Below are 13,149 nucleotides of genomic sequence, written 5' to 3'. Positions count from 1 at the left end.
GTAAGACACATCCATTTGAATTGGGGTGCATAGAATAGCTCAGCATAATATTGATCTGGCATCATTGAATCCGTTTTATCACTCCCGTAGAGCCGTCCATTTCAACCATGTCTCCAGTCTTCAGGGTGTTTAATAAACCGGTGACGGCGACAATACAGGGCTTGCCCATTTCCCGACTGACAATCGCCGAGTGAGATAACAGTGACCCACGTTCGACAATGATAGCAGAGGCTCCTGGGAACAAGGTAATCCATCCTGGGTCGGTGCTGCTGGTGACTAAGATGTCTCCATTTAAACTGTCTACTTCTGACGGATCATGAATCACTTGCACTCGCGCTTTCACCACTCCCGGACAACACCCGATGCCCTGAAGGTCTCCTTCTTCCGCAATGACGGGTGGCGCTTGACTCAATTGATTCTCGTGCACGGCCCCATAGGTGACAATGCGTTCTGGTAAATACAGAGAGTCATAAACTTCGTAATCTCTCTTGCGTTGATCTATGAGCACCTTCAGTTCCGGTGAATGTCCGGTACCATTGATGAAATCAAACACTTCTTCCATTTTCAGGTAAAAAATGTCACGTTGCTCATGGAGATGTCCTTGCTCTTCCCACCGTTTTCCAATGGCTAGGAACAACTCTCGAACCTTCCCAAATCCACGGGTGCGTTCGAAGCGGAGGTTTTCTCGTTCACTCACCAAAGTGCGTGCGCGCTTGAGGAAGTATCGGTATACGTTACGCTTCCACCACTTTCCTTTCAAGGCCAGCGCGAGTTTCTTCTCGGCTTCTTTCCGCAATCGTTCACCATGCACGAGCTGATCAGTGGGGTCAACCTGAGAGCGCAAGTAATTCTGAAGGATGCGGATGTATTTTTCTGGCGCTTGCTTCAAGGTGATCGTCTCCAACTTCAGTTCGCCGACGGTACGGTCACCAAAATCACGTAGAAAATCGTTGACAAGCGCTTTGATCTTCGGGTACTTTTCGAGGTGTTCCATTCCCTCTTCCGCTGGCAACGACGCGAAATGCTTGGGTAGTTCAGGGAACTCATCCATCGCTTGAATGATCTCCATGCTTCGCTTGACATGCTCTGTGCTGATAATATCATTCGACCCACTCAGCAGATCATTGTGAATGCCTTCAGGGAGCTTGTACTTCTCCGTCAACTTCTGCGTCACACCAAAGAAGATCATGGCGAAGAAATCATTCACCAACGGCGCTTGCCAGTTTTTAGTCAAGCGTTCTTCAAATGCCAAATAGTGATGCATCAATGCGGTATCCGAAAGCTCATCCAACGCGAGGACATGGTAGCTTGATAGTACCTGTTGAAAATGTGACTGAAATGCTTTTCGCTCGCGCGGAAGTCGGCGGTAGTTACGAATCATGATGACCACTAAACGAGCCACCCGCAGGTAGGCCTTCCACTTTGATGTCTGCACATGACCCTGCAGTTCAAAGCGTTCTTTAACGCCCATCATGCGCTCCATGAACTCAGCGTTGAGGTCATAGCCCGGCAGTAAGGCCAGGGCTTTGTACCACGAGAGGAGGTTGTAGTACACACGTCCTTTCAGGAGCCCCAGCATGTTGTCGAATACAAAGGCGTTCGCGTCGATTTCCTTGGCAGTGACCCCCATGATCAAGCTCATTTCGCGATACACCGCAGAGTACATCTTCTTGATGAAAGAAAAGGTGAGCGGACTACTCAACCCGGGATAGGATTCGATGATGTTGCTGTTGTCCCACACAATCATTTCGGTGCGGTCTCTTTTGCGCACACTGGTGATGGGTCTCGACTGCAGAATGTACAGTTGAGTTCCTGCGATTGCCCATTCTACGTCTTGGGGCGAACCGAAGAGCGCTTCTAACTTGGCCGCTTGGTTCGCAATGTCTCGTGCTTCTTGATCCGAGATCGAAGCTACTTCCTGTAGTGATGCATCTATAGCTTGTTCGATTACGCCTCCGTTCTCGTGATCCAGTTTAAACGCATGGGTTTTCTGCGTGAGCTGTGCCTTGACATCACCATTGGTCACCACAAAAGAATCAGCATTCAATGCGCCGCTTACCAGTCCTTCACCAACCCCATAGACTGCATTAATCACCGTGTGTTCTTCACCCGAAACCGGGTCAATGCCAAAGGCCACCCCGGCACTTCGCGCGTCGATCATTTCTTGGATGATCACGGCCATGCGCATTCCCTGAGTAATGCCTTTTTCTTTTAGGTAGGTATTAATTCTTTCGCTGTTCGCGGAACGGTGAACCTTTTGAATGGCCTCTTTTAAGTCATTGGGTGCGACAAAGAGCAAGGTCTCAAAGAGACCCGCAAACGAGTGGTCACTGCCGTCTTCATCAGCAGCCGAAGAGCGCACGGCTAACCACGACGTTCCTTGAAAGTGGGTTTGAACTTCTTGAATCTTCGCGTCAAGCGTTTCCGGATTCAAAAAGTCATCTGCCGCGATGACCATAAAATCGGGTACAGGAAGTCCGGCATCCTTCATCTGTTGAAGATGCCAAGCCTTTCCGCCGATATCTGTCTTTTGAGCCTGACTACCCATTCCTCATCAAGTTAAGAGAAAAGGTAGTCCACCAATCGTGAGGTACATCATGATGCTCCAGATTCCAGAGATCACTTCCATGGTCTTCGCATTCTTGGAGCTTTGGTTTCCGCGATAGCGAAGTCCAACAACCAAACAAAGCAGCAGGTTTACACTCAACACAATCAAGCAGGCCGGATGAAAACCACCATAGATGCATGCAAATGCCGCCAGCGCCGCGGTAGCAAAGAGACAAGCAATCCACAAGTGAATGGCTTTTCGCGCTCCGAGCATAGAAGAGTAGGTGAGCACGCCTTCGCGTTCTTCGTCGGGTGCGCGTAATTTTCGTCCTACTTCCAGCACAATGCCGTTCATGAACGACACTGCGAAGAAAATGGCGAGTCCGATGGGTGCTTGACGTCCATCGATATACCAATCAAAACTACTCGCGAACACGTCTACAAAAGGGATGATGAGCATATGCGAAACCACGTACCAGAATTGCCGTGCTTTCAGCCATTCCGCCACAAAGAACTCTTTGCCCATAAGCATCATCCACACCATTACTAAGCCGAGGGGCAGCAAGATTTTCGGATAGAGCCACAGGTCTATCGCCACCATCAACACGAAAAAGGAGATTCCAAAGATGCGTAGTTCAGGTAGTGAGATCAGACCGCGCGATACAGGTAAATCAGGACGATAGCGCTGGTCATCTTCGAGGTCTTTATGTTCGTCGAAGACTCTCAGGAGGAAGAAAATACCGATCGTATTGAAGAGGCAAACAGCGAAACGTTTCCATTCAATAAAGTCATCGAAACCGGCGCTCAGTCGGGCATAGGCAATGGCACTAAAAGTAAACGCACCAATCAGGATCCCATGCGTCAGGAAGGGAAACCGTTCCTTTTGATAGGTGAGGAATCGACCGATCAGTGGTTTTTCATTGCTCATTTCTTCCGTCCAAGACGTTCGTGTGCACTGGTGAAATGTCCGGCACTCAATGCTGAGGCAATCGATAACTCTCCAGCCAAGACCATCGCAGCCGCAATTTCCGCGAACTTTCGTGCCTTGTCCGGTCCGTAACAATCCATCAGTTCAAGACACTCTCGTTGCGTTGGGAGGGCGGTTCCTCCACCAACGGTTCCCACGATGAGGTTTGGCAGGGTCACTGCAGCGTACAAACTGCCATCCTTTCGTGCTTCCATACGCGTGATCCCCACAGCGGCTTCTGAAACACAAGCGGCATCTTGTCCTGTGGCGATGAATAGTGCTGCGAGTCCGTTGGCGTAATGTCCTTGCGCCCCAATACTTCCACTTTGAATCGTTCCTAAGGTCGACGATTGACAGTACTGAGCAATCTTGTCGGCACTGGTTTTCAAGACCCCTTCGATCACCTCTTTCGGTAATTCAGTCTCAGCAGTCACCTTTTTTCCGCGCACATTGAGGAAAGACTGCGCTGTAGCTTTTTTATCACCCGAGAAGTTTCCTTCCACGTACCAACATTCCGGTTGAACCGGACAGTTTTGAATGATCCACTGGCAAATCGCATCCGTACAGATGGTCACCATGTTTTGTCCTGAAGCGTCACCCGTGATGTAGTTGAACAAAAGGGTCAGTTGGTTTCCTTCGATATTCGTACTAAGGTCATCCAGTTGCGCGTAACGACTTGTCTGTGAAACGATTTCGCGGAATTTATCTTCCAACGGGAGCAACCAAAGCAAGAAGGTACCCAGTTCACCTAGGTTCTTAAATCGGAACAAAGGCGCGCGTTGAACTCCCTGCGTCAAACAAACAGAGCGCACTCCACCAGCCAAGAAGGTAGCTTTCGCTCCACGGTGATAGCTCGCAATCAAGGCTCCTTCACTCGTTGCTAACGGTACAAAGAAATCGCCATCCGCCGCAGAGCCAATCACTTTAATCGGACCAATCACCCCGGTCGGAACACGACTCATCCCGATGTAGTTTTCGATATTCCCTTCGAGTACATTCAGGTCATCAATCGGCTTATTTCGAGCCAAGAGATCCAACTTAGCGCCGGTATTTTCTTCTAAAAACTCCACCCGTGCATCCATCGCATGCAGGTTCAATAGATCACGAGAAGGAAATCCAGAACGAACCACGTCAGGCGTCTCCGTCGGATTCAGTTTCTGCAATAAGGTTTCAATGTCATGAACTTCAGAGAGTTTCTGCAAAGCGGTCAATGCTTTGGTATAAGAGAAGGCCATTCGTTTCGTTTTGGTGTAGGGGTGAAGATAGGTTTTTCGGTTTAACGAGACCTATGGCTTACGGCCTGGGGGGTCCGGCGTCCGGCATCCGGCGTCCGTTTTTTTAAGGGCGAACTGGCGAAAAGGCTAAATGGCGAAATGGGAATTGGGCATATGGCCTAAGGCATGTTTTACCCCGGCGTCCGGCGTCCGGCGTCCGGCGTCCGAATTTGGCTGCGCCTTGCGCAGCCGCTTTGATTAATAAAGAATGAATAAAGAATAATGAACTCGGGCTCAGAGCACATTCACCATTCACTAATCACGATTCATTATTTATTATTCTTCTAGTCCTTTAGCGGCGCATTTATGCGCCTTTGTTTTTGATGTTGATAGAGTGAAATGTAGAGATGGATGAAATCCATCTGGGTCTGGGATTTGCCCGACGTCCGGCGTCCGGCGTCCGATTTTGGCTGCGCAAGGTGAAGCCTTCTCTTTATACCTGTTCTTTGGTAGGGATTGCACCGTGGGCGATGCGATCAGATGGCATCCGTCTTTTAGGGGCACGCATGCGTGCCCTTAACTGTCAAGGTGGTTCTTTGGGTGGACGGATTTTATCCGTCCTTCTCGGGGCACGCATGCGTGCCCTTAACTGTCAAGGTGGTTCTTTGGGTGGACGGATTTTATCCGTCCCTCTCGGTGGTATGGGGGTAGCGCCCGTTTTATTGACGGCCTACAGCCTACGGTTAGAACTTCGCACACGGAATAATCCTCTTCTTCCCCAGTCTTCCGTTGCGTTTGTTTGCCCATTCGTAGACCATGGAGAGCTCGTGAGATCCTGCGGTCATGCCGAGGCTGAGCTGGGAGAGGGTGATGTCATAGCTGTACCCGAATCGGAATTGGTGGGTACCGTAGCCGAGCATCACGGCGATGGCGTCGTGATTGATGTAGCCGTAATTGTTGCTCTTGATGCCTGGGAGTCCGCGGTACCAGAGGCCGATGACGATCGGTTCAAGTTCGAGGTAGGCTCCGAGGTCGAGCTGACTGAATTCTGCTTGTTGGAGGTAGTTGAAAGCGAAAAGCATCGCGTTTCCTTGCTTGCGGTAGAGGCCGCCTTTGCCCACCTTCATGCGGTATCCTCCGTGGAGGGATAGACGACGTGGGATCAAAGATGTCTTGTCTGGGTAGATGCTTTCGTTCGGCTGGTTCAAGTGGTGAATCGCTGCGCCAATCCAATACTTCGGACTGTACAACAACACCCCTGTACCCATATCGAAGAAGTTGATCGGTTCAGGAACATCCTCCAAGGTAGTCGCGGCATTGTCGCGAATCAACTGGTCACTGAAAGTGAGGTTGCTGAAGCTGATGTTTCGATTGCTGTACGAGAACTGCAGGGCAGGACGGATGTACAACTCACGATTCAACTGGATTTCATAGGCGTATTGCAAACCAACGGTAGTGCTTCGGAGTGCTCCGGTACCGGCTTGTTCGCGGGTGGCAATGAGTCCGAATCCACTGCTGAATTCTGGTACATAGTGGTCGTATGACGCGTTGTATGCGACCCAGGCACCAGGAATGGCTGGCCATTGGTTGCGGTAGTTGGCGCTCAAACGACTTTGCACCGTGGTACCTGCGAACGCTGGGTTCATGTAGGTTGGTGCCGCGTAGAATTGCGTGAACTGCGTGTCTTGCGCTAGCGCGGAAGCAGACAGTCCTACCAGGAATGATATGGCAATGATCAACCTTCTCATTTCCGGCGTAGCATATAAGGAGCAATCTTGATCTCGTCTTCGTCTTCCTCAGGGAAAGGGAAGAAGAGTTCATCACTCACGGTTTCATATTCTTGACTTTCCACCACCACCTTATAGCTGGTCAGTGGGTTGATCACCAAGATGAATTTCCCGGTATTCGCATTGCTACGGTAGATACCTTGAACTTCGCGTGTCTTTTCATCAATTACAGTGATCACAGCGCTCAACGGAAGACCGTTAATCGAACGCACTTCACTTTGAATCACCAAGGTCTGCTGCTGACGGTAAATGAAGTCAATACTGTAAAGGTCTTGCTCACCAAAACCACCCGGACGAGCAGAAGAGAAGTAGCCTCTTCGTCCACCGGCGTCGAGCGACAAGAAAATATCATCGTCTACTGTATTCGCTGGGAAACCGAGGTTCTCAGGTACACTCCATGTTTCACCTTCCATCATCTCCACGCGGAAGAGGTCGTAGCCTCCGATGGTTGAATGTCCTTGCGATGCGAAGTAAAGGGTGAGTCCGTCTACGTCGAGGTGTGGTGCATCTTCATCGTATGGGGTGTTGATCGATGGACCCAAGTTTCGCGGGAGACTCCACTCGCCGTTCGGGAGCATTTTCACGCGGTAGAGGTCTTTTCCACCGTATCCACCCGGACGATTGCTACTGAAGATCAGCATGCGTTTGTCAGGGGAGAGGGTAGCCGAGGCTTCCTGGTAATCAGAGTTGATCTGATTTGGAAGCTTCTTTGGATCCGTCCACTTTCCGTTTTTCAAGTTGGTGATGTATAAGTCACCTCCCGTCAAGTTTCGGTTGGTACGGTACAAGATCATCGTTTTGCCATCGGCCGTAATACTTACCGTGGCATCGTGGGTTTCGCTGTTGATTGGTTGTCCCAAGTTCACAGCCTCCGCCCATCCTTGCGGACCCGTCGTTGATTGGTAAATGTCTTCGAAGTATTCCCCGTTAGGGTCTTTCAAGCGTGCCGTGCTGTCGCCACGACGACTCGTGAAGTACAGCTGGCGGTTGTCAGGCGTTACCAACGGAACGTACTCTTTGGCCTCTGTATTCACCTTCGGTCCGAGGTTGTTGATGCTGACATCTACGGGGTCGCTGATGGCCTCGATGGCGCGTTTGCTGATCTGAATGTGGCGTTGCACCTCACGGTAATCATGTGCTTCGTCGCCGCTTGAAAGGTATCGGTTGAACCAATCAATGGCTTCTTCGAAACGCATGTTGCGGTGAAGGGCTCTTCCGTATGGGAACCATGCTTCTTTGTAATCTGCTAGCGCAGGAACGCTCAGCATTTCCAATGCGCGCTTCTTATCGTTTTTCCAATCGAGTAGGATGACTCCTAGTTCGTATTGAACAGGTAGGTAGGTGCTATCAACCTTGTACAGCTTTTCGAGGTTGTCATACGCCAAGCCATAATCTCCCTGATAGAATGCAAAGTCTGCATCCTTGAACGCCTGACGCTCACGACGTCCCCAGCCCTCTTGCGCCTGTGTGGCGAGAAGGAGGAAGAAACATGCTATGGTAATCAGGGTGGCTTTCATTTACTTTATCAAAAGGGTTACGTCTCCAGCTTTGATGATTTCTTCGCCGTTGGAGAATCGGGCTTTCACCTTCCAAGCGTATACATCCTGTTTACAGATTTCGCCTTTGTAGTAACCGTTCCAGCCCATGGCGACGTCGGTACTTTCAAAGAGCATTTCGCCCCACTTATTGAAGATCTGTAGTTGGTATTCAATCACTCCCGTTTGCATTGGGAAGAAAATGTCGTTGTCAAAGTTCGCCGGGTTATAGAAACCATCGCTCGCCTCAGCCAAGTTTGGCGTAAAGGCATTCGGGAAGTCTATAAAGGCATCCGATTCTGCATATACGGCATCTTCAAACACGTAAGTTGAAGGACAGTTGTACTGGTTGTTCGCTGTGAGGGAAATCGTGTAGATTCCTTCTTCTTGGTAATAATGAATCGGGTTCGTGTCCACGCTAGTGGCACCATCACCAAAATCCCAGAAATAAGTACTGGCATTTTCAGAAAGGTTGATCGTATACACCGGATCACCAGGAACCGATACCTCTTGCGGAGTCACCGTGAAGGCCGCCACCGCAGTTGGGTAAACATTGATCAATGCCTCTTGCACTGCCACATCTGAAGTTCCGTCAAGGATACCTTCGACCGTCAAGGTCACCGTGTAAATTCCCGGCTGGTAATACGTGTAAACTGGATCAGAAACGTTGGCTTCACCTCCGTCTCCAAAGTCCCATTGCCAACCGACAACGTAGTCACTTAAGTCTTGGAAGTTCACAGTCAATGGCGCACAACCCTCTGCCGGACCAAGGAAGCCAGCCTCTGGTGGAGGCGGAGTGATTTCGATGGTACGCATGGCTGTGTCCGCACAGAAACCGTTGCTTACGAGAAGTTCGATGGTAAAGGTTCCCCATGTTCCGTAGTCGTACGGACCAGGATCTTCACCCTCTAAGATGACATCATTGCCCATGTCCCAGCTGTACGTTGCCACATCTCCAGCCACACTCTCGTTACCAAGTTGGACAATCGAATTCGGGAAAGCTTGCACCTCAGGTTGTGCATTGAAGTCTGCCATTGGCGTGGCAAAAACAACCACATCCATGAAGGTAGTATCAGCACATCCGAAGAATGAGTTAGCTACGAGCATTACTTCGAAGACCACATCTTCTGTAGTTTCATTCTCGTAGGTGTGGGTTGGCTCCGCCACGTTGGTGAAGTCGCCATCACCAAACTGCCATTCGTAAGAAAGGGCTCCTTGGCTGTAGTTTTCAAACTCAACGGTCAACGGACTACATCCTTGAAGGTTCCCACCACCATCTGCTTGTAGCAGTGGCAAGATCTCGATACTGAGGTCGTCTGAAGCTTGACATCCACTTGCTGTGAATGCGTTGAGTGTAATGTTATAAATCACCGGAGAACTGCCCAGGTTGTAGTAGGTATGGGTGTGTTCTACGGCCGCTGTATCGCTGACTTCACCTGTTCCATATACCCACTGGTAGCTATCAGCTCCGGTGGAGTTATTGATGAAGACCGCATCTACTGGGTAACAACCAATGGTAGTGTCCAATTCCGCGATAGCGATAGGTGTATTGAAGACCTCAATAGGAATGTAGGTCGTGTCAGTACAACCATAGATAGACTCTGCTACCAACTGCACATTGTAGATCGTGTCTTGACCTGTTTCATTGATGAAGACATGCGTAGGGTTGTTCTGGTTCGACATGCCGCCGTCACCAAACTCCCATTCAAAGCCTTGCGAAGCACCGAGCGATTGATTGCTGAAGGTTACTTCGAGCGGAGAACATCCACTCGCGATGCTCGTTGCAGCAGCCGTGACATCAGGGAATACGGTGTACGGAGCAGTGTCAACATTTGTACATCCGAATTCCGTGATCGCCGTCAATGAAACCGTGTAGGTCACCGGGTCTCCCGAAGTGCTCGAGAAGGTATGCGCATGTTCTACCGCCACCGTGTCGCTTTGGAAACCATCGCCGTAATCCCAAAGGAATTCTGTGGCGAGGGTACTGTTGTTCGTTAAGATGGCCGGTGAAGGATGGCACCCTTCATCCCAACTCATATCAAACGAAGCGGTTGGCTGCGGATGAACCACGAGGTTGAGTGCGAATAGGTTCGAACATCCATCATCTGACGTGGCGTAGAGCTGCACGGTATACGTGGAGTCAATAGCCGATGGGTTCTGGAAAATCGAACTTGCATCTTCCGTTAAGGCAATCAATCCGTTTCCGAAATCCCATTGGAAGTCGTCACCGTTGATGGTCGTGTTGTTAAAGTCAACCGCATACGGATGACAACCATCTCCAGGGTCTTCGAAGGAAGCTTGAACTTCAGGGTAGACATCCACTGGAACCACGAACGTATGGGTACAGCCGTCATCTGAAATCGCTGTCAATTCAACCTGGTAGGTAATTGTTTCCGTTGTCAGATTGACAAAGGTGTGCGAGTGCGCCAGGGCATCGGTGTAAGATGTGTCTCCTGGTTCATAGACCCACTGATAGCTATCAGCTTGGATCGACATGTTCTCCAATTGAATGGTCAATGGCGAACAGCCCGCGTTAATGTCGGTCGCAAATTGAGCCAGCGGCTGCGGATTGATGAATACATCCGTGCTTGCTGTATCCACACAACCAAAGGCTGAGGTACCAATCAAGGTCACCGTGTATTCAGCAGGGTCTGTGCTAAAGTTCTCCCAGATATGCGTAGGCGTTGGGAACGTAGATCCTGTGCCATCACCGAAGTTCCAATCGTATTCGTTGACTCCTTGAATGAATGGCATGGTCACCACCAATGGGCTACACGCCGAATCTGGTGTCAACTCAAAATCAAAATTCGCTGTTGGGTAGACGATCACACTCGTCATGGTGGTATCGTGACAACCATTGTTCGCATAGGCAATCAAGGTCACGTCGAAGGTCTCTACGAAACCAGTCTCATTCACGTAGGTGTGGGTCGGACTTTCATCGGTCGTCGTAAAGCCATCGCCTAGGTCCCAGAAATAGTTGTCTGCCCCTACCGAAGTATTGATGAACACGGCGTCAAATGGCGCACATCCCGGAGGGTTGCTGTTGTCTGTGAACGAAGCTTGTGCACCAGGGTACACCGTAATGTAGAGCGTGTCTGTGGAGGCACATCCAAAGGTTGAGAAGGCGCTCATGACCACCGTGTAGGTGGTGTCAGTCTGCGTCAAGTTTTGGAATACGTGCGTCGGACTCTGATCGTTGCTACCATTGTTGTCGCCAAAGTTCCATTGGAATGAAGCGGCTCCCGTTGTGTTGTTCGTGAAGGTCACCTCGAGTGGTGAACATCCTTCCGTTGGGTCAGCTGTGACATTCGGAATCGGCGCCGGCTCCACTTCAATCGGATAGGTCACCGAAGAAGAACAGTTGGCGGTATTGACATTCAAGGTCACATCGTAGCTGCCTGTGTTGGCATAGACGTGCGTTGGGTTTTGATCAAACGCGGTTCCCGCATCACCAAAATCCCATTGCCACCCGGTGATAGGATCACCTGGATCAGGAATGGTCAAGTCGGTAAATTCAGCTTCTGTCCCTTCACAGACATTGTCTGCGAGGAAGTCGGCCTGGGGGGATTGATAGACATTGACGAGCTCTTGGTCGTTGTCAAGACATCCGTTCAATCCTTCAACCAGGAGGTTCACCACATAGGTTCCAGGGGAGTTGTAATCCACTGGAGGAGGGTTCGCTCCATTAAAGGTAAATGGGGCCACGTCGAAGGTCCACGTAGAGTTCGTTGAGCCTACGGAGAGGTCTTCAAAGTTCACCGTCAAGGCATCACAACCATTGAGGTTGTCAAAGCCGATGTTTGCTGTTGGCGAAGGAAGAACAACCACTTCAACGCAGGCGGTATCCGCACATCCGCCATTGGCAGATTGAATGCCTACAGCGCTACAGACGTTGTATGTTCCAGGGGTATTGAAGACATAAGTGATATTCCCACCACCGGTTGGAAGCCATCCGATGCCATCATCGAAGTTCCACTGGTACTGATCGGCACCACCGGTAGCTTGCTGGAAGAAGGTGATTGGCTCACCCACACAGATCGTGTCTTCACTTGCTACGATATCAGCCACCGGAGGAGGCACAATCGTAATCGTCAAATTCGCAGTATCGATTCCACAGAAGTTACTGTCGAGCAGCTGCACTTCATAGGTTCCAATTCCTGGGTAGGCCACTGTGTTCGGGAAGGTTGGTGGCCAAGGGGTCCAGTCGATAATCGAGTCGGTTCCTTCACCCCAGTAGTCTCCAAAGTTCCAGTATTCGTAACGCTGGTAGATGTTTCCTTGGAAGAGGCAGTTTCGTTCGGTGGTATTTGTAAAAGTCACCGTGGTGTCTGGGTAACAAAGGACCGTGGCGGAAGCTGTGATTGCTGCTTCATCCAAATCCCAGATTCGAATCGGGTTGAAGGTAGCTTCGCTGGCCCCTCCTTGGATGGTGTTACAATAGTTCTCCGCACTCAGCGAGACCTCGGTTTCACAGTCGACGGTATTTTGCTGATAGACATGCGAAATGACCTCGTTCCAGTTGGTATAGTCGAAGGTCAAAGGCGGAGATCCATCTCCAAAATCCCACGTAAATACGGTGGTTTCTGATACGTTCGTTGAAGAGTTGATGAACTCCATTTCCTGCGGCGCACAGGCCTGAGTCAATCCACCAATCGGGATTTGGATGGAGGCGCTGGTAGCCTCTTCCATCACGACGACTCCTTCGAGGGAGCAGCCAGTGTTGACTTCAGAAATGGTCACAATGAATGTGTCGACTACGGCCGTGTACACGTGAGGTATCGGCGTAGGCGATGTCCATGATGCTCCTGTTTCTACCGGACTACCATCACCCCAATCAATTGTGTACTCTCCCCAGTCGTCTGGAGATTGCAGATTGAGCGTGTAGTTTCCGCCTGAACAATCATACCAATACGGGTTGTCAACGGTATTTCCGAAGAAATCGAAGACTTCCGGGCACTGGCTGAACATGTTCAGCGTCGGCAATAACAGCAGCACGACAAGCCAAGGGTGGAATATGGTTTTCCTTGCACTTCCCATGCATAGGTCTACGTAACCATCGGGCAAATGGATACGCTTTTTATAGGGTTTTGACCAACTAA

General features: G+C 50.2%; 6 protein-coding genes. All 6 read right to left on the bottom strand.

Annotation, left to right across the window (positions count from 1 at the left end; genetic code table 11):
- Positions 1-61 precede the first annotated feature (61 nt).
- On the bottom strand, positions 62-2,548 hold the full coding sequence (locus RA156_RS12820; RefSeq protein WP_306640602.1) for a PEP/pyruvate-binding domain-containing protein: 2,487 nt from the start codon (positions 2,546-2,548) through the stop codon (positions 62-64).
- 6 nt (positions 2,549-2,554) lie between these two features.
- Positions 2,555-3,475, bottom strand: coding sequence for a UbiA family prenyltransferase (locus RA156_RS12815; RefSeq protein ID WP_306640601.1), 921 nt, complete (start codon positions 3,473-3,475; stop codon positions 2,555-2,557).
- On the bottom strand, positions 3,472-4,749 hold the full coding sequence (locus RA156_RS12810; RefSeq protein ID WP_306640599.1) for a hydroxymethylglutaryl-CoA reductase: 1,278 nt from the start codon (positions 4,747-4,749) through the stop codon (positions 3,472-3,474). Before RA156_RS12810 ends, RA156_RS12815 begins: the two co-directional genes overlap by 4 nt.
- A gap of 722 nt (positions 4,750-5,471) precedes the next feature.
- Positions 5,472-6,476, bottom strand: coding sequence for a PorP/SprF family type IX secretion system membrane protein (locus RA156_RS12805; RefSeq protein WP_306640597.1), 1,005 nt, complete (start codon positions 6,474-6,476; stop codon positions 5,472-5,474).
- A complete protein-coding gene (locus RA156_RS12800) occupies positions 6,473-8,032 on the bottom strand; it encodes a TolB-like translocation protein (protein ID WP_306640595.1) in 1,560 nt (519 codons plus the stop codon). Before RA156_RS12800 ends, RA156_RS12805 begins: the two co-directional genes overlap by 4 nt.
- Positions 8,033-13,045, bottom strand: coding sequence for a PKD domain-containing protein (locus tag RA156_RS12795; protein ID WP_306640593.1), 5,013 nt, complete (start codon positions 13,043-13,045; stop codon positions 8,033-8,035).
- Positions 13,046-13,149: the final 104 nt, after the last annotated feature.

This window comes from Sanyastnella coralliicola (assembly GCF_030845195.1).
In the GTDB taxonomy this organism is placed as follows: Bacteria; Bacteroidota; Bacteroidia; order Flavobacteriales_D; family Sanyastnellaceae; genus Sanyastnella; species Sanyastnella coralliicola.
Note: the sequence above shows the minus strand (reverse complement) of the source record. Positions and strands in the feature narration are given on the sequence as shown.